This is a genomic window from Microbacterium sp. NPDC091662 (assembly GCF_044756705.1).
Classification (GTDB): Bacteria; Actinomycetota; Actinomycetes; order Actinomycetales; family Microbacteriaceae; genus Microbacterium.
This window is the reverse complement of sequence record NZ_JBIVTM010000002.1, coordinates 470,016-486,978: the sequence shown is the minus strand read 5'-3', so window position 1 is coordinate 486,978 and position 16,963 is coordinate 470,016. Positions and strand designations below refer to the sequence as shown.

Here is a 16,963-nt window from a genome sequence, read left to right as displayed (position 1 = left end):
GTCGCCATCGTACCCAGCGACGGTCACGACCACTGCGTGAGCTTGTCGGGATTTCGCACGGCCAGTACCTCGGTGATCCGTTCGCCCTCGACGACGAGGGAGAACACCGCATCGGTGTCGCCGCCGAGTGCGGCGAGCACGGCCAACCCGTCCGCGGTGGCGACGAGACGGATCTCGGCGTCGGTGTGACGCCGAGCGATGCCCTGCAGGAAACGTGCCACGTGATCGGCCCCGACGACCGGTCGCAGCGCCGCCGACTTCCTCCCGCCCGCGTCGGAGATCAGCACGACATCCGGATCGAGCACAGCGATGAGGCGATCGAGCCGCCCGGTCGATGCGGCTTCGAGGAAAGCACGGGCGACGGCGTCATGCTGCTCCCGCGTCGCCAGGCGCGCCCGCCGCTCCCGCACGCGTCGACGACCCTGCGACGCGAGTTGTCTGACCGCGTCCGTGCTCCGGCCGACCGTCTCGGCGATCTCGGCGAACGGAACGCCGAACACGTCGTGCAGCACGAAGGCAACGCGCTCGGCGGGGGTGAGCGATTCCAGGACCACGAGCAACGCCATGCCGACCGACTCGTCGAGCGACACCCTGTCGAGCGGATCCGCAGGTGCGGTGGTGAACGGCGAGTCCTGTGGCACCGGCTCCGGAAGCCACTGACCGACGTAGCTCTCCCGTCGCGCTCGCGCCGAGCCCAGCACGTCCAGGCAGATGCGTCCGGCCACCCGCGTCAGCCACGCACCGGGGTTGACGATCCGCGCGCGCTCCCCGTCGGTCAGCCCGACCCAGCGCACGTACGTCTCCTGCACCGCGTCCTCGGCGTCCGCGACCGTGCCGAGCAGACGGTATGCGAGAGCGAGCAGGCCGCGGCGTTCGGCTTCGACCACATCGAGATCATCCATCACCTCCATCCTGGCCCGGCTGCGCCTCCCGTCGACACCGCGCCGACGCCGCGCTCGCACGGGCACCTCACGTTTCGGTCGCCTGCGTCGTCGAACAAGGAGAAGGATGTACCGAGACGAAGGAGAGCGGATATGAGGATCGCCGTCGCAGGAGGAACCGGGACCGTCGGGCGGCACACCGTCGAGGCGGTGCGCGCAGCGGGGCACGACGCGGTCGTCCTCAGCCGATCGCAGGGAGTCGATCTGGTGACCGGGCAGGGCCTGGACGACGCCCTGACCGGCGTGGACGCGGTGATCGACGTCGCGAGCATCGAGACGCTCAAGGCGAGCACAGCGATCGAGTTCTTCACCGCGGCGACCGGGAATCTGGTTTCGGCAGCCGCAGAAGCCGGGGTACGACATCTGGTGCTGCTGTCGATCGTCGGGATCGACCGCATTCCCTACGACTATTACGCCGGCAAGATCGCCCAGGAGAAGATCGTCGAGGCGTCGCGCGTGCCGTGGACGATCATGCGGGCCACGCAGTTCCATGAATTCGCGGAGCAGATGTTCGAACGCGCGAAGCTGGGCCCCGTGCACATCGCCCCGAACGCGCGTACACAGCCCGTGGCTGCGAGCGAAGTGGGTGCGCGTCTCGCAGCACTCGCCACTGCCGATCCGCAGGGACGCGTGCGTGACCTCGCCGGCCCTCGGGAAGAGCAGTTGTCTGACATGGTGCGCGCGTTCGCGCGGCGGACGGGATTCCGCGGATGGATACCGAGACTCAACGTGCCAGGGCCGCAGATGGCCGGCATGAGAGCGGGGCATGCTCTCCCCGGTCCTGACGCAGATCTCGGACGCCAGACCTTCGCCGAATGGCTCGCCGCGCGCTAGCGTTGCCGCGCGCCAGTCCCCCTCCACATATTGCTCCGAGACAGGCTTCTCCCCACTCGCCGCATACTGGTTCACGGTCTTGGCAGGATGAGATCATCCGACCAGAATGAGAGCGTGATCACGATGACCGAGCCGCAGATCTGGACCATGATCGGTGCCGTCATCGCCCTGATGTTCGGAATGGTCACGGTGGTCTCGACGCTGTTCATCCGAGTGTTGCGAGCCGAGATCGGCGGCGTGAGGTCAGAGATCGGCGGGCTCCACACCGAGATGGTCGCGCGGTTCGAGGCCGTCGATGCGCGGTTCGAGGCCGTCGATGCGCGATTCGTCTCGGTGAACACTCGCATCGACGCCGTGGAGAGCCGTATCGAAGGCCTCGACCGCGACGTGCGCGCGCTCGTGAAGCACACCTTCGGCCTCGACCGCGGATGACCTCTTGAGGCTGATCCGACCGAGCGCGCGGCGTCCCGTCGCCTGAGCACCTCCGCCGTCTCACGGGAACACCACGAACCGGTTGCAGGTTGCAGATGTGGGGCGCAATGGGCGCCGGAGGAGGCCCGCATGGAGTTGACCCTGGTGTCATCGTCGTTCTGCGGCGCCTGCGCGCGGACCAGGGCCGTCCTCGCCGAGGCGGCACGATTCCTCCCCGACGCGACCGTCACCGAGATCGACGTCGCACAGGATCCGGACGCCGCCGAGAAGCTCGGCATCGGGTTCACACCGACCGTGATCATTCGTGATTCCGTCGGCGCCGAGGTCTTTCGCGCCACCGGGGTGCCGACCATCCCGCAGGTGCTCACCGCCGCGGTCAAGGCTCTCCCGGACTGAACCCCTCGTCCATCCGGGTCCCTCTTGCGGACCCCGTCGATGCGAGCGCAGACTGAGCGTCAGTGGTGCCGGTCGCGACACCTTTCGCACACCCTGGAGTCCTCATGCCTGCTCTCAATCCGTATCTCTCCTTCCGCACCGAGGCCCGCACGGCGATGGAGTTCTATCAGAGCGTCCTCGGCGGCGACCTCGTGATCAACACCTTCGGGGAGTTCCCCGACATGGTGCAGGATCCGAGCCAGAAGGATCTCGTCATGCACGCGCAGCTGGATGCTCCGAACGGTCTGGTGCTGATGGCCTCCGACTCCCCCGACGGCATGCCTTACGAGAAGCCGCAGGGATTCTCGGTCTCGCTCAGCGGCAACTCACAGGACACCACCCGCGCGGTATGGGAGAAGCTCTCGGACGGCGCGACCATCACGATGCCGTTGGACGTACCCCCGTGGGGCGGCCTCTTCGGCATGCTCGTCGATCGCTTCGGCATCCCGTGGATGCTGCACGGCGACCCGGAGGAGTGAGACCGCCACCGCTCACCGCGGCTGCACCGCCCGGCAGGCCAGGTGCAGGGCCAAGCGCGCCTCCGGATCTGTGAGGTCGATGCCGAGAAGCTCCTGCACACGCCGGATCCGCACGGCGACGGTGTTGCGATGCAGACCGAGCGCCGTCGCGGTCGCGGCGATACCCGATTCGTTGTCGAGATACGACGAAAGGGTGGTGAGCAGCTCACCCCCTCCCTCCTGCAGCGGCGCGAGGAGGGATTCCGCGGCGGGGACGAACGTGTCGTTCCCGGTCCAGGCGAGCAGGAGCTGCTCGAGTCCGAGGCTGTCGACACGCACGAACCACCCTGTCGCCGAGCGCGACGCGGCGATGCGTGCCGCGTCGCCCGCCTCGTCGAGGGTCGCGGCGAGGCCTTCCGGTCCGCCCTGCAGCGAGCCGATACCGGTCGCGACGGCGAAATCGCGCAGAACACCGAGGTGGAGCTCACGCAGAGCCGCGACCGCCCTCTCCACCCGATCCGGATCCGGCGACTCCGGGAAGGTCAGCCATCCGCTCAGTCCTCGGCCGGCTGTCGTCACGTGCGCATCGCCGTCGATGGCGCTGAGCCCGGCGCTGACCGTCCTCAGCAGCGAGAAGGAGTCGAGTCGCCCCCTCGCCACCATCCGGAAGCCGAGGTGGTGCCCTCCGGTGCGCCAGCCGCGCTCGGCCATGCGCCGCTCCACATCGGCGTCGGCCGCCCCGTGCAGGTCGACGAAGTCGCGCAGCAGGCCGGAGGACACGGCGACATCGTTCACCGCCGCCACCTCGTCGATCAGGATGCGCGCCGCGACCGCCGGCATCGCCACCTCGGCAGCGACGGAAAGCGACTGCACCTGTGCCTCGCCGAGTCCTCGGCCGAAGAGCACGAGCCGCAGCCCGCTGCGCCCCGGGCTGTCCACGCGCACCGACGCGGCCGCCGCATCGCCGACACCCGCCCTGTCGAGCCACGAGTCGAAACTGATCGCGGCGTGCAGCCGCTGATCCAGATGCGCCCCCGCCTCCTGCAGCACTCCCGACGAGTCGATCAGCGCGGCGCCGACACCGAGGTTCGCGGCGATGTGCCCCAGCAGGTCGGCCAGGTCTGCGGCGGCGTACTCGAACGACTGGGCGACCTTGCGCACCTGGCTGAGGGTCAGCGCATCACGAGCCTCGATCAGCATCCAGCAGGCCTTCGCGAGTTGGATGGGACGTTCGACATCGAGCAGGCACAGGCCGATCCGGTCCGCGAGGCGGAAGGCTCCCGCATCGAACGAGGCCGCCCCGGTGAGCGCCAGACCCGTGTATCCGCGGTCACGCAGCCGGCGCAGCAGCGCGTCCTGCTGCCACGTCGACGTCGGGGCGGTCGCGGTGAGGACCGCGAGCCGGTCGGCTCCGCTCTCGCTCAGCTCAGACTCCCCCGCCCCCACCGTCACCGCCTCCCACGCCGCGTCGTCGGGGCCCGCGACTCTCCGCACCCCGCCGTTCTCGGCATGGGCGAGCAGCGCGCTCAACTGCAGCCTCTCGTTCACGCGGCGTCCAGATCGTCGAGTCCGTACGCGGAGGGCAGCACTTTCGCCCGCCGATCCGGTCGGGCATTCCACCATTCCGGCGCCGGGACGGCGAGGACCGCGACGTTGCGCGCGAGTCGGAGTTCGGTGACCTCCAGGATCTCCCGCGAGATCGTGTCGATGACCACGATGATCGTCGGAGCGGATGCGACCAGACGGCCGTCGGTGAGCACGGCGAGGGTCTCCGAGCGACTGACCACCCGGTGCACGGCCCCCGCGAGCCCGCTGATCTCCACCGCATTCACGTGTGGATCGTGCGCAGATGAGGAGATCGAGACGATGCGCCCCTCGGCGAGAAGCTCTGCCCCGAGCGCATCGGCGAGGATCGGGAGCGGAGCGGACGCGGCGCCGAGATAGGCCCGCCCCAGCTCGAGTGCATGGGCGAGATGGCCGCCGATCGCGTGCTCTCGCAGATCGCCGACCGTGAACCCGCCGAGCACGGCACAGCCGGCCCCACCGGCCTGGATGATCGCCGATCGCACGACCCGCTCGGCATCGATCGCCCGGTGCGCCTCGACGAGTGCGACGCCGTCGACACCCGTGTCGCAGGCGAACACGAGGCCGGGGACGCGATCCACGAACAGCGACATCTGGTCGAGGCCCGGAACCGCCCGGCCGGTGCAGTCCGCATCGACCACGACGTGGGTGCCGGCCAACAGCAACGGTGACAGACCGTTCATGCCGCCGCCTTCGAGGGAGCAGACCGCGGGAACCGGATGACCGATCCACCGCTCGACGGCGTCGAGGAGCCGCGTGAAGGGTGCTGTGCCCGGCGGCCGTTCCTCCAGAAGCATGGTCGAGCCGACGAAGGCGACCCCGAGGCAGGGCGTGGCGGGATCGAGCGCCGAGATCGGCGAGACCTCCATCGGCCAGCTCGCAGCGCCCGCGAGCATCAGCTCGAGCATGGTCGTCGAGCCGCCGCCGCCGGAGCCGAGCAGCGCATAACCGCGGGCGAGCGCCGTGAGGTCGTCGCGCTGCAGCATCATGCGCTCCAGCCTAGGGAGAAACGCCCTCGCCCGCGGCCAGCTCCTCGACCGGCACGAAGCCGGCTGTGAGACCGAACGCAGACGGGCCGAACGCGGCGAGCGCGTCGGGCGTGCGCATCATCTCGGGGGTGGAGATGCCGAGCACGCGCACACGCTGCCCGTACCGGAGCCCCTCCGTCGTGATCGGCTCCGCCGTCTCGTGATCGACCACGCAGATGAGGTCGGGCACGATCGCCACGAGCGTCCCGCCCCGGTGGGCGATGAGGTTCTCGTTCTGGAAGGAGATCTCGAACGTGTCGCCCTCGTCCGCCCCGAGGGGAGCGATGACGGCCCGCCCCTTGGCGAATCCCTCGGTCGTGCGTCGCTCGACGTCGACGACCTTGCCGACGCAGAGTTCGCGCAGGTGCGGGTAGAGGGTGCTCGCCAGGGTCTCGGCGATCGCATCGAACGGCGAGCGGTGCTCTTCACGGGCGATCCGAATGGCACGGCCCAGGTCGAGGGCCATCGAGATCGTCCGGGGAACGGCCGTGCGCCGCACGTCGGCTCCCGTCATCGCATACTCGGCGATGTGCCCCACGCCGCCGAGCCGGATCGTGATGCCGCGGGCGAGCCATTCCATCTGCCGGTCGTCGTCTCCCGTGTCGATCACGACCTTCTCACCCCGCTCGCCAGCAAGCGCGAGGGGCGACCCGTGCACACCGTACACGGCGAAGGTCTCCATCGACAGCTCGGGGAAGGCACGGCCCATGCCATCGGCATCGACGACCGGCAGCCCGGTCTCGGCCGCGACGATGAGCGGGATCATCGAGTTGATACCCCCGCACTCGATCGGCATCGTCGCATCCGCCTTCCGCCCGAGGTGCTCTTCGAGCGTGCGCAGGGCGAGCGTGGGTTCGGTGCCGGCGGGGATCTTCTCGATCATCACGGTCGGCGCACCCATCTGAGCCGTCGGGATCACGAACAGGTCGTCGGGGAGCTCATCCGGGTCGAGGATCGTGATGCTCCCCTCCCCCAGCACACGCTCGACCAGCATCTTGCCGATGTAGGGGTCTCCTCCGCCACCGGTGCCCAGCAGAGTCGCGCCCCGGGCGAGGTCGGGGAGATCAGCGGCGGTGAGCTGCCAGCTCATGCCGCGGCTCCCGTCGACGCGGTTGCGCTCGATGCCGTTCCGCTCGACACGCTCCCGTCGAAGCGGTGCGCCGGCATGTCGTACCCGAAGTAGCCCGGCCCGACCATCGCGAGCGCCGCGTCCGAATGCCAGCGCTCGTCGGCAGGTGCGGCGATCACCCTCACCCGCTGCCCGTATCGCAGAGCCTCGGTCGTGATCGGCTCGCCGGATTCGCCGTCGAGCACCATGATCAGATCGGGAGTGGTCGCGAGCACCGTCCCGTCGACCTCGGCCACGAGGTGCTCGTTCTGGAACTGCAGGGTCAGTGCGGCCCCACCGTCGCCGTCGATGCGTGCGCGCCCGCGGGCGAAGCCGGTCGTGGTCGCCCTGTGCACGTCGACGACCTTGCCGTCGAACAGCTCACGCCCACCGAGAAGCTCGACGACTGCGGCGACGGGATCTGTCTTCGCGTCGCGCGCGGCGGCGATGCGCTGCCCGATCTCGATGCAGCGCGACAGCGACCCCGAGACGAGCGACTCCCGCGCGGCGGTGCCGGACATCGAGAACCCGGAGATCATGACCGAGCACCCCATCTCGACACAGGCCACGCGGGCGATGCGCTCGGTCCACGAGTTGTCGACCGTCTGCAGCACGCCGGTGTTGCCCTTCTCATCGCTGAACGCAAGCGGCGATGCGGTCACGCCGTACAGTGTCGGGAGCACCATCTGCAGCTCGGGGAACGCACGCCCCATGCCGTCGGCGTCGACCAGTGGAAGGCCGAGTGCGGCGGCGGCGGCGATCGGGATGGTCGAGTTGACTCCACCGACCTCGGCACACGCGATGTGGGTGATCGGACGGCCCAGGTGGACGCTGAGCGCCTTGACCGGTTCGATGACCTCGGCAAGGCTCGGGAGCTTCTCTACCATCACGGTCGGTGCTCCCATCATCGCGACGAACAGCACGAGCGCGTCGTCGGGCACCTCGTCGAGGCCCACGACCGTGACGTCGCCGGAGGTCAGCGCCTGACGCGCGAGCAGTGCCCCGATGTAGGGGTCTCCGCCGCCGCCGGTGCCGAGCACGGCGGCGCCGCGGGCGAGACCGTCGATGTGCGCGGGAGTGATCGTCCAGCTCATGTCACGCTCCCATGTCGAGGTCGCCGACGGCCTTCACGCGGATGCGCGTCGCGTTGCCGGGGAGGTACGGGATCGGCACCTCGTCGAAGTCGATGATCGATACGGTCGACGGCTTCGCGCCCGCCGCGATCGCCTTGTCGACGGCTTCGGCCCGCACCTCGGCGATGGTCTCGTCGCGACGCCCCGGTTCGATCGCGTAGACCTTGTCGATCTCACCACCGACCTGAGCGATCGAGGCGCCGATGGCGTTGGCGACCGCGTAGTTCTCCGGGCGGTGCACGGTGCCGAACAGCGGCAGCTCGTCGGGGAGCAGGATGGATCCTCCGCCGACAGCGACCACCGCGATGGGTTCGGGCGAGGTGCGCATGCGGTCGACGGCTTCGGACACGCGTTCGGCGATGCGGGCGAGCACCCGCTCGACGAACGCCGGGTCGAGGTGCGCGACCTTGCTCGCATCGCCCACCTGTGCGCGACCGGCGGCGACCGCGATGTCGGTGGCGGTCAGGGTGGAACCGCCGAAGACCAGAGCCTCCGTCGTCAGCTTGTACCCGACCGAAGCAGGCCCGACCTCGGCCGTCTCCTCGTCGACGATGCTCCCGCCGCCGATGCCGAGGGAGAGCACGTCGGGCATCCGGAAGTTGGTGCGGATTCCCGCGACCTTCACCTCGTTCGCGGTCTCACGCGGGAAGCCGTTGATCAGCAGACCGATGTCGGCCGTGGTGCCTCCCACGTCGATCACGGCGCAGTCGTCGAGGCCGCTCGTGGCAGCAGCCCCGCGCATCGAGTTGGTCGGGCCCGAGGCGAAGGTGGCGACCGGGTAGCGGCGCACGTACTCCTCGTCCATGAGCGTGCCGTCGTTCTGGCTGAGGAAGATCGGCGCCTCGATCCCCTGGGCGCGTACGGCGGAGGTGAGCCCGTCGACGATCTCCGATGCGAGCTCGCGCAGCGCGGCGTTGATGATCGTCGCGTTCTCGCGCTCCAGCAGTCCGATGCGGCCGATCTCGTGGGACAGCGAGATGGCGGCATCCGCGCCCAGCACCTCTGCGACGATCTCGGCCGCCCGCACCTCCAGGTCGTGGTTGACCGGGCTGAACACTGACGAGATCGCGACCGAGCGGATGCCGTGCGCCTTCATGTCCTCCGCGTGCGCCCGGATCTCGTCCGGGTCGAGCGGCGAGATCGGGCGTCCGTCGAACTCGTAACCGCCGTGCGCGAGGTAGCTGCGGGCCTGCGTCGCCTCGACCAGCACCTCGGGCCAGTCGATCAGCGGCGGCAGGGCCCGCGTGGCGGGGAGCCCGAGGCGGAGGGCCGCGACCGGCGCGAGCCTGCTGGCCTGCACGAGCGCGTTGATGAAGTGCGTCGTGCCGATCATGACGGCATCGACGTCGGTGCCCTCGAAGGCGTGCCCGGCCCGCAGATCCTCGATCGCCTGGATGATGCCACTGGTGACATCGGGGGTGGTCGAGTGCTTCACGCCCGCGAGCGTGCGGGTGCCGTCCATGAGGACTGCGTCGGTGTTGGTGCCGCCGACGTCGATGCCGATATGCATGATTCTCGCTTTCCTGTGAGGGGTGTCTGTCTCAGGGGGCTCAGGCCGCTGCTGCTGCTTCTTCGATCGGTCTCGCCTGCCGCGTGGTCGCCACGCCGACGCCGCGGACCCAGCCGAGCTTGCCTGCAACGACGTACAGCGCCATGGAGAGGAAGAGGCTCAGCAGCGACGGGATGCCCCAGGTCACGAAGTAGCCGACCAGCGCGGAGACCAGCCACACCACGATCGTCGCGGGGACGATGCGCGGAGCGGTCGTCGGGAGGGTACCGGCCTCGCGGGTGGCGTCGAGGTCGGGACGCCAGCGGCGCACGATGTAGTACTCGGCCACCATGATCCCGGCGATGGGCGGGAATGCGACGCTCAGCACGATCAGGAACTCGGTGAACTGACCGAGGATGCCGACCGCCGCGAGGATGGATCCCACGACGCCCAGCACGATGGTCGTCGTGACACGGTGCAGGTTCTTCCCGAACGCGGTGGAGATGAAGTTCACCAGGCCCAACGTGGAGGAGTACAGGTTCCAGTCGTTGATCTTCAGGGTGCCGGTGAGCACGATGAACAGCCCGATGAATCCGACCGACGAGGTGACGATCGCGACGATGTCGCCCGTGGCGGCCGCGTGGGCCAGCAGCACGCCGGCGAGACCGATCACGAACTCGCCGAGCGAGACGCCGAGGACGGTCTGCTTGATGACATCGGCGCGCGAGCGGTTGAAACGGGTCATGTCGCCCGTGATGATCGCGCCGACGATGAGACCACCGGCGACGATGCCGGTTCCGGCCCAGACGCTCATCGTGGGTCCGGGTGCCGGTCCTGTGAGCAGCTCGCCGATGTCGTGGCGGCTCAGCTCGGTGATGACCGACCAGCCGACCAGGATGAGGAACAGCGGGACGGTGATGTTCGCGAGCCACTGCATCCCGACGAAGCCGAAGGCCACGATCGCGGTGACGGCGAGGCCGAAGATGAGGCTCCAGGCCCAGACGGGGAGGGCGCCGGGCATAAGGGCATCGAGTGACTGCGCGGAGATGGCCGACTGGATGCCGAACCACCCGATCAGGCTGATGCCGATCGCGAGGCCGACCAGCGAGGCGCCGATCTCACCGAAACCGGTCCAGCGGGCGAGGAGGGCGGTGTTGAGGCCTTCGCGCTGGCCGATGAAGCCGACCACGCACATGATCACCTCGAGGATGAGCGAGCCGAAGAGGAAGGCGAGGACGGCCTCGCCGAAAGTCATGCTGTAGCCGAGGGTCGCGCCGAGGAGGAATTGCGAGAGGGCCGAGACCTGCCCGAATCGCTGCACGGCGATTCCGAACCAGGGTCTGCGAGCCTCGGGAGTCACTCGGGAAAGCGCGAAGTCGTCTGCGTGCGCCGTGCGTGCCATGAGGATCCTTCGGGAGGAGGGAACGGGTTGTGCGCCACAGTAGCGACGCTTCCCTCACTGCCGACATGTGCATATCGCACGAGAATTACCCATGGATGTGCAGATCGCACACCACTCGCTCCGTCCACGGCCGCCGGTACATCACGACCGACGACGAGACCCACCCCCTGCGGACATCGCCAGGGGTGGGTCTCGGCTCGAGGCGTGGGTCTCGACCACCTCGCGGGTCGAGGTCGAAGGTCAGTGCAGCGCGTTCGTCTCGATGAAGGCGCGGAGCGCGGGCTCGTCGTCACCCATCTCCGTCACGTGCTGGGGCGCGTCGAGCATCTCCTGCAGTTCCGGCGCGTAGCCGAGTTCCACACCGATCGCCTCGTGGATCGTCTCGGCGAACTTCTCCGGCTTGGCCGTCTCGAGCACGAGCATCGGCACACCGGGCTCGACGTACTCACGTGCGACCTTGACGCCGTCGGCCGTGTGCGGGTCGATGACCTCGCCGCTCGTCTCGTACACCGCGCGGATGGTCGCCAATCGATCCTCGTGCGTCGAGGTGCCGCTGACGATGCCGAATTCCTCGAGGAAGCGCTCCTGCTCGGCGGAGAAGTCGAAGTGGCCCTGCGCCTCGAGGTCATCCCAGGCACCGACGACGCGGGCCGGGTCGCGACCGACCAGCTCGAAGATGAACCGCTCGAGGTTCGACGCCTTGGAGATGTCCATCGAGGGGCTCGAGGTCGCGAGGGTCTGGGCGGCGCTGCGCGGACGGTAGACACCGGTGCGGAAGAACTCGTCCAGCACGTTGTTCTCGTTCGCCGCCAGCACGAGGCGCCGGATCGGCAGCCCCATCTGCTTCGCGAAGAATCCGGAGAGGATGTTGCCGAAGTTCCCGGAGGGCACCGTGAACGACAGCTCGGTCCAGCCGCCCGCGTCGGTCGCCCGCAACCACGCCCAGAAGTAGTAGACGGTCTGCGCCGTGATGCGCGCCAGGTTGATGGAGTTCACAGCCCCCAAGTGCTGCGCGCGCTTGAAATCGAGATCTCCGGCGAGCTTCTTCACGAGGTTCTGGCAGTCGTCGAAGACACCCTCGACCGCGATGTTGTACACGTTCGCATCGTCGAGCGAGAACATCTGCGCGCGCTGGAACGCGCTCATGCGCCCCTGCGGCGACAGCATGAACACCGCGACGCGCTCCTTGCCGCGGAGGGCATGCTCTGCCGCGGATCCGGTGTCGCCCGAGGTGGCACCGAGGATGTTGAGCACGGAGTCGTTGCGCTCGAGCGTGTATTCGAGCACCTGGCCGAGGAACTGCATGGCCATGTCCTTGAACGCGAGGGTCGGCCCCTCGGAGAGCCCGACCAGGGTCAGCTCGTCATCGATCGCACGCAACGGCACCACGCCGTCGGGGAAGTCGACATAAGCCGCATCCGTCATCCGGGCCAGGTCGGCGCGCGGGATGTCGGTCGCGAACAGGCCGAGCACCTCGGCCGCGAGCTGCGGGTAGGTCAGCGCACGCCAGCGCTCGAGCGTCTCGCCGTCGACGGTCGGCATGGTCTGGGGCACCGCCAGCCCGCCGTCGGGCGCGAGGCCCTCCAACAGCGTCTCGCTGAACGACTGCGGCTGCATGCCGCCGCGGGTGGAGATGAACTGCACGTTGGCTCCTCGGCTCGGGACTCGGCCCGTCCATTCTCGCAGGGTGCGCGCGCTCGCGATGACGCGATGACGCACGCCCCGGCGGCCGCGCAGACCGACCCGCTCAGAACAGAGAGGTCGGCAACGCCCCTTCGTGTTCCAACAGCCAGCGCTTGGTCTCGAGCCCGTGCCCCTCATCGCCGCCCGAGTACCCGCCGAGGCCGTCGCCAGCCACGACGCGATGGCAGGGCACGATCAGCGGGACGGGGTTCGCACCCATGATCGAGCCGATCCCCCTCGCCGGCACATCTGTGCCGCTGCGGGCGGCGAGCCCACCGTAGGTGATCGTCTCGCCATGCGCGACCGTCTCGTGGAGGGAGGTGAGGACGGCGCGCGTCGCCACCGTCTGGTCGCCGAGGTCGACCGGTAGGTCGAAGAGTCGCAGAGCGCCGTCGAAGTAGGCGGCAAGCTGCGCGAGGGCTTCTGCGAGCAGCGGGTCGGAGGCGGGGTCTGGCGGTACTGCGCTCCCCTCGGGCGCAGTCGATCGCCACGTGACGCGGGTGATCGACGAACCGTCACTGACGACGCCGACGACACCGACCGGGGTCGCGAGCGTTCCGAAGGCGGACATGCGTCGAGGGTACCTCCCGCCCCCGACAGTGAGGAGGATCGCTCCTGCACGCTGGGTCTGGCGCCACGACGCATTCGGGGCGAACCTGGATCCAGCGGAAGCCGAAGAACACGGGCACGCCCCGCCGACGACAAGGAGCACCTCATGAGCACGACCACGGCTGCACTCGATCTCCCCGACGTCCGTCTCCACTACGAACTCCGCGGCGAAGGACCGCTCCTCGTCCTGATCGGCGCCCCCATGGACGCCGACGCCTTCGCCCCGCTCGCCGACGAGCTCGCGACCGACCACACGGTGCTGACCTCCGACCCGCGTGGCGCCAAGCGGAGCGTGCTCCACGACCGTTCCCGGGGTTCGAGCCCCGAGCAGCGAGCCGACGATCTCGCGGCGCTCATCGCCCAGGTCGATCGCGGGCCGGCGGTCGTCTTCGGCTCGAGCGGTGGTGCGGTCACCAGCCTGGCACTCATGCAATCGCACGGCGATCTCGCGTCCTCGGTCATCGCCCACGAACCCCCGCTGCTCGAGCTGCTCCCCGACCGCGTCGCGCAGCGCCACCTCACCGACGAACTCACCTCGGCAGCCCTCTCGGGCGACCGCGTCGGCGCCTGGCGGCTGTTCTTCGCGCAGGCGAACATCCCGATGCCGGAGGAGATGCTCGTCCAGTGGTTCGGCGGCGAGGTCGATCCGCAGCACCACGAGGACGAGCAGTTCTGGTTCCGCCACGAGCTGCCCGCGAGTGTGCGCTGGGAGCCCGACATCGTGACCCTGCGTGCACGCGCCGGCGACCTCTTTCTGGGCATCGGCGAGGAGTCGGTCGACCAGCTCTGCGAGCGCACGACGACCGCGCTCGGGGAACAGCTCGGCATCGAGCCGACCCGATTCCCCGGCGACCACACCGGATTCGTCGATCACCCCGCGGAGTTCGCCGCCCGTCTGCGCGAGGTGCTCGCGCGCTGACGGACGCGAGGCGGCCTGAGCCCCGCACGACGGCCGTCGAGCAGCGCGCACCGCTCGACCGCCGCCGACGTCACCCCCGCGAGACCTGATGCCACAGCGCGGCCCACTGCTCGGGGCGCAGCTCGCGAGGAAGCCTCCGGTCCTCCGCCCCGGCGGCCGCCACCGCGTGCCGAGCTCGGGACATCGACGTACACGCGGCACGTGCCACGACGGCGGGGAGGGTGCCCCCTCGTCCCGTGAACATCGCCCGGACGAACTCCTCGTACCCGCGCCTGTCGGAGGCTGGGACAAGGGGGGAACCGCGACGGGTGATCGCGAGCAGACCCCCGTCCACGCTCGGTCGGGGCGAAAAGCACCAGGCCGGTACGCGGCCTTCGAGGGAGAAGTCGAACCACGGCGCCGACTGCGCGGTCATCAGGGTGCCGCCTCCGACACCTGCCCGCTTGCGCGCGACCTCCCATTGCGTCAGCAGCACCGCCTCGTTCCAGCGACCGCGCGAGAGCAGCCGTCGCAGGATCGGCGTGGTCACGTGGAAGGGGATGTTGCCGACGACGACCTCGGCATCGAGCGGATGACGCGTGGCATCGGCGATCTCGACGCGGACGCCGGGCAGCGTCTTTCGCAGTCGATGCACCCGGTGCTCGTCGATGTCGATCGCGGTGAGCGGTCTGCCCAGTTCCGCGAGGGCGCGGGTCAGCGCACCGTCACCGCAGCCGAGTTCCAGGATCGAACCGGACGTGTTCCGGACGAGGTCGCAGATGCGGGAGAGGGTGGGACGGTGGGTGAGGAAGTTCTGGCCGAGTTCGTGACGGCCACCATGGATTGAACGAGGCATGAGTGCGCTCCAGAAGAAGAATCGGAGCACCTCGGAGGAGGGAGGACGCGAAGTGGCGTCAGTGAGGACTGCCCGTCCCGAGGTGCGATGACATCTCGGTGGACGGCGCGCAGATGCGTGCGATGAGCGAGCGCGCCGTCAGGCGCGGCGGTCGCGGAACACGAGGGTGCGCCCCATCGTGGGCGCTGCGCATATGGTTCCCATGCCTGCCAGCATATCGGCCGTCAGATCCAGCCGCGCTCCTCGGCGATGAGAACGGCCTGCTGACGTGTGCCGACCGCGAGTTTTCCGAGGATGACGGAGATGTGGTTGCGCACCGTCCCCGGGGCGAGAGAGAGCGCACGCGCGATCTGCCCCGTCGTCTCCCCGCGCCGACCGGCACGCAGCACGTCGAGCTCGCGATCAGTGAGTGGCGAGCGCTCGTCGCTCAGCGCGTCGGCGGCGATCTCCGGATCGACATAGCGCGCCCCTGCCGCGACCCGGCGGATGACCGCGGCGACCTCGTCGGCCCCACGAGACTTCGGCAGGAAGCCGGAGACGCCGGAGGCCAGGGCCCGGCGCAGCACGCCGGGACGCGCGTGACGGGTGACGACCACGCACCGCGTCGCGAGCACCCTGTGCAGCTTCTCGGCCACCTGCACACCGTCGAGTCCGGGCATCTCGAGATCCAACAGGCACACATCGGGCTGCAGTCGCAGAGCCTCGGCGACCGCCTGCTCACCGTCCTCGCACTCGGCGATGACCTCGATGTCGTCTTCCAGCCGCAGCAACGCGGCGAGCGCGGATCGGATCATCGCCTCGTCATCGGCGATCAGCACACGGATCATCGCCCCTCCTCCGCCTGCGCCGGCACGGTCACCGCGACCGTGAACTCTTCCGCATCCCGGTCCACGACGAGCGAGCCCTGCGCTTCATCGATGCGGCGCCGGATGCCGTCGAGGCCTGAGCCCGCCACGCCCTCAACGACGTCGCCGACGATGACATCGTTGGCGATCACGTACCGCCACCCGCCGTCGACGCGGGCGAGCTCGAGTCGCGCCCTGCGCCCTCCGCCGTGGCGGAGCACGTTGGTCGTCGTCTCGCGGATGACGGGTCCGAGAGCGGACGCGGGAGCGGCATCGGAATCCTCGGCGATCAGCGCCTCCACGTCGAGTCCGGCGGCGCGGAGCAGGTCACGGGCATTCGCGATCTCGTCGCCCAACGGCACGGAGCGGAACCGCAGAGCGAGGTCACGGGTTCCCTGTCGTGCATCGTCGACGCTCGCCCGCGCGGCCCGCAGTTGCTCCATGCCGGCTGCCGAGTCCTGCGGCATGAGTCTCTCGGCGAGTTCCAGTTGCAGAGCGACGACCTGCAGATGGTGCCCCTGCAGATCGTGCACGTCGGTCGCGACCCGCAGACGCTCCTGGGTCGCTGCGAGCTTCGCCTCCGAGGTGCGAGCGCGGTCGAGGGTGACGAGCACATCCCACCACCACAGCGAACTCACGCTCATCCCGGGGAGCATCGCTCCGTAGACGACCGGCAACCACCACGGAAGGCCCCCGCCGAGTCCGCTCGTCGTGGAATCGACCAGAGCCAGCGCGACCAGCACGAGGGTCGCCGCAGCGACGACGCGCACGCGCACTCCACGAGGCCAGCTCAGCAGCACGAAGAACTGCACCACCGGCATGGCGGCGAGTTGCCAACTGCCCACGAGCAGACCCGCCGTGACGCCGTAGCCGATCGCGACGAGGAACGGAACCGCGAGGCGACCCCACGCCACACCGGGTCGAGAATCGATGTGGTGACGGTAGTCGAGGAGCAGCATCAGCGTCGACGCGCACCAGGCCACGCCGCCGAGACCGACGAACAGCAGGATGCCGCCGCGCAAGTCGACCGCTGCGGCGATTCCGGTCCACGCTCCGACGAGCATCAACTCGATGAACAGCACCGCCGTCACGGTGTACCACCAGGTCGCGGTGATCCCCCTCGCGAGCTGTCGGGAGCCGGGGGCCGGTTCGGCGCTGAAGTCGGGAGGAACGCTGCTCACGCTCCCACGATAGGGCCGTGACAGTTGTCACGGATGCGGTGTGCGAT

The 16,963-nt window shown here is 69.2% G+C and carries 17 protein-coding genes; 5 read left to right on the top strand and 12 right to left on the bottom strand.

What is annotated here, in order from left to right; genetic code table 11:
- Positions 1-23 precede the first annotated feature (23 nt).
- Positions 24-902 (bottom strand): RNA polymerase sigma factor SigJ, encoded by an 879-nt coding sequence (gene sigJ, locus ACIQLD_RS15615; RefSeq protein WP_402609386.1) that lies wholly within the window; start codon positions 900-902, stop codon positions 24-26.
- Between the two features lie 132 nt (positions 903-1,034).
- On the opposite strand from sigJ, the gene ACIQLD_RS15610 reads away from it, so the two are divergent.
- From ACIQLD_RS15610 to ACIQLD_RS15595, 4 genes are all read left to right on the top strand, one after another.
- Positions 1,035-1,775: an SDR family oxidoreductase gene (locus ACIQLD_RS15610; protein ID WP_402609384.1), complete on the top strand. Its 741-nt coding sequence runs from the start codon at positions 1,035-1,037 to the stop codon at positions 1,773-1,775.
- A 123-nt stretch (positions 1,776-1,898) separates the two neighbouring features.
- Positions 1,899-2,207 carry a hypothetical protein gene (locus ACIQLD_RS15605; RefSeq protein ID WP_402610288.1) on the top strand — a complete coding sequence of 103 codons (309 nt, stop codon included), beginning with the start codon at positions 1,899-1,901 and terminating at the stop codon, positions 2,205-2,207.
- Between the two features lie 129 nt (positions 2,208-2,336).
- Positions 2,337-2,603, top strand: a complete 267-nt coding sequence (locus tag ACIQLD_RS15600; protein WP_402609382.1) for a glutaredoxin family protein — start codon at positions 2,337-2,339, stop codon at positions 2,601-2,603.
- Between the two features lie 104 nt (positions 2,604-2,707).
- On the top strand, positions 2,708-3,121 hold the full coding sequence (locus tag ACIQLD_RS15595; protein ID WP_402609380.1) for a VOC family protein: 414 nt from the start codon (positions 2,708-2,710) through the stop codon (positions 3,119-3,121).
- Between the two features lie 12 nt (positions 3,122-3,133).
- Here the strand turns inward: ACIQLD_RS15595 and ACIQLD_RS15590 are convergent, their stop codons facing one another.
- The 8 genes from ACIQLD_RS15590 to ACIQLD_RS15555 form a co-directional block, all read right to left on the bottom strand.
- Positions 3,134-4,648, bottom strand: coding sequence for a PucR family transcriptional regulator (locus tag ACIQLD_RS15590; protein ID WP_402609378.1), 1,515 nt, complete (start codon positions 4,646-4,648; stop codon positions 3,134-3,136).
- Positions 4,645-5,673: a DUF917 family protein gene (locus ACIQLD_RS15585; protein ID WP_402609376.1), complete on the bottom strand. Its 1,029-nt coding sequence runs from the start codon at positions 5,671-5,673 to the stop codon at positions 4,645-4,647. Before ACIQLD_RS15585 ends, ACIQLD_RS15590 begins: the two co-directional genes overlap by 4 nt.
- A 10-nt stretch (positions 5,674-5,683) precedes the next feature.
- Positions 5,684-6,802: a DUF917 domain-containing protein gene (locus tag ACIQLD_RS15580; protein WP_402609374.1), complete on the bottom strand. Its 1,119-nt coding sequence runs from the start codon at positions 6,800-6,802 to the stop codon at positions 5,684-5,686.
- The gene (locus ACIQLD_RS15575) at positions 6,799-7,914 is read right to left on the bottom strand and encodes a DUF917 domain-containing protein (protein ID WP_402609372.1); all 1,116 of its coding nucleotides are present in this window, start codon (positions 7,912-7,914) and stop codon (positions 6,799-6,801) included. Before ACIQLD_RS15575 ends, ACIQLD_RS15580 begins: the two co-directional genes overlap by 4 nt.
- 1 nt (position 7,915) lies before the next feature.
- The gene (locus ACIQLD_RS15570) at positions 7,916-9,463 is read right to left on the bottom strand and encodes a hydantoinase/oxoprolinase N-terminal domain-containing protein (protein WP_402609370.1); all 1,548 of its coding nucleotides are present in this window, start codon (positions 9,461-9,463) and stop codon (positions 7,916-7,918) included.
- 40 nt (positions 9,464-9,503) lie between these two features.
- Positions 9,504-10,844, bottom strand: coding sequence for a purine-cytosine permease family protein (locus ACIQLD_RS15565; RefSeq protein WP_402609368.1), 1,341 nt, complete (start codon positions 10,842-10,844; stop codon positions 9,504-9,506).
- A 240-nt stretch (positions 10,845-11,084) separates the two neighbouring features.
- Positions 11,085-12,488, bottom strand: coding sequence for a threonine synthase (gene thrC, locus ACIQLD_RS15560; protein WP_402609366.1), 1,404 nt, complete (start codon positions 12,486-12,488; stop codon positions 11,085-11,087).
- A gap of 103 nt (positions 12,489-12,591) precedes the next feature.
- Positions 12,592-13,098 carry a methylated-DNA--[protein]-cysteine S-methyltransferase gene (locus tag ACIQLD_RS15555; RefSeq protein ID WP_402609364.1) on the bottom strand — a complete coding sequence of 169 codons (507 nt, stop codon included), beginning with the start codon at positions 13,096-13,098 and terminating at the stop codon, positions 12,592-12,594.
- Between the two features lie 144 nt (positions 13,099-13,242).
- Here ACIQLD_RS15555 and ACIQLD_RS15550 point away from each other — a divergent pair, with 144 nt between their 5' ends.
- Positions 13,243-14,055, top strand: a complete 813-nt coding sequence (locus tag ACIQLD_RS15550) for an alpha/beta fold hydrolase (RefSeq protein ID WP_402609362.1) — start codon at positions 13,243-13,245, stop codon at positions 14,053-14,055.
- Between the two features lie 70 nt (positions 14,056-14,125).
- Here ACIQLD_RS15550 and erm read toward each other — a convergent pair whose 3' ends face one another.
- The 3 genes from erm to ACIQLD_RS15535 all read right to left on the bottom strand — a co-directional run bounded on the left by erm (position 14,126) and on the right by ACIQLD_RS15535 (position 16,916).
- Complete coding sequence (gene erm / locus ACIQLD_RS15545; protein ID WP_402609360.1) at positions 14,126-14,890, bottom strand: 23S ribosomal RNA methyltransferase Erm; 765 nt, start codon at positions 14,888-14,890, stop codon at positions 14,126-14,128.
- A 224-nt stretch (positions 14,891-15,114) separates the two neighbouring features.
- Entirely contained in the window at positions 15,115-15,717 is a 603-nt protein-coding gene (locus ACIQLD_RS15540; RefSeq protein ID WP_402609358.1) for a response regulator, read from the bottom strand.
- Positions 15,714-16,916, bottom strand: a complete 1,203-nt coding sequence (locus ACIQLD_RS15535; protein WP_402609356.1) for a sensor histidine kinase — start codon at positions 16,914-16,916, stop codon at positions 15,714-15,716. The genes ACIQLD_RS15540 and ACIQLD_RS15535 overlap by 4 nt, the downstream gene beginning before the upstream one ends.
- Between the last annotated feature and the right edge of the window lie 47 nt (positions 16,917-16,963).

Coding starts and splice junctions, on each gene's coding strand:
- ACIQLD_RS15595 (WP_402609380.1), top strand. CDS start 2,708: ATGCCTGCTCTCAATCCGTATCTCTCCTTCCGCACCGAGGCCCGCACG.
- ACIQLD_RS15610 (WP_402609384.1), top strand. CDS start 1,035: ATGAGGATCGCCGTCGCAGGAGGAACCGGGACCGTCGGGCGGCACACC.
- ACIQLD_RS15540 (WP_402609358.1), bottom strand. CDS start 15,717: ATGATCCGTGTGCTGATCGCCGATGACGAGGCGATGATCCGATCCGCG.
- ACIQLD_RS15585 (WP_402609376.1), bottom strand. CDS start 5,673: ATGATGCTGCAGCGCGACGACCTCACGGCGCTCGCCCGCGGTTATGCG.
- ACIQLD_RS15565 (WP_402609368.1), bottom strand. CDS start 10,844: ATGGCACGCACGGCGCACGCAGACGACTTCGCGCTTTCCCGAGTGACT.
- ACIQLD_RS15600 (WP_402609382.1), top strand. CDS start 2,337: ATGGAGTTGACCCTGGTGTCATCGTCGTTCTGCGGCGCCTGCGCGCGG.
- ACIQLD_RS15550 (WP_402609362.1), top strand. CDS start 13,243: ATGAGCACGACCACGGCTGCACTCGATCTCCCCGACGTCCGTCTCCAC.
- ACIQLD_RS15570 (WP_402609370.1), bottom strand. CDS start 9,463: ATGCATATCGGCATCGACGTCGGCGGCACCAACACCGACGCAGTCCTC.
- erm (WP_402609360.1), bottom strand. CDS start 14,890: ATGCCTCGTTCAATCCATGGTGGCCGTCACGAACTCGGCCAGAACTTC.
- sigJ (WP_402609386.1), bottom strand. CDS start 902: ATGGATGATCTCGATGTGGTCGAAGCCGAACGCCGCGGCCTGCTCGCT.
- ACIQLD_RS15555 (WP_402609364.1), bottom strand. CDS start 13,098: ATGTCCGCCTTCGGAACGCTCGCGACCCCGGTCGGTGTCGTCGGCGTC.
- ACIQLD_RS15605 (WP_402610288.1), top strand. CDS start 1,899: ATGACCGAGCCGCAGATCTGGACCATGATCGGTGCCGTCATCGCCCTG.
- ACIQLD_RS15575 (WP_402609372.1), bottom strand. CDS start 7,914: ATGAGCTGGACGATCACTCCCGCGCACATCGACGGTCTCGCCCGCGGC.
- ACIQLD_RS15580 (WP_402609374.1), bottom strand. CDS start 6,802: ATGAGCTGGCAGCTCACCGCCGCTGATCTCCCCGACCTCGCCCGGGGC.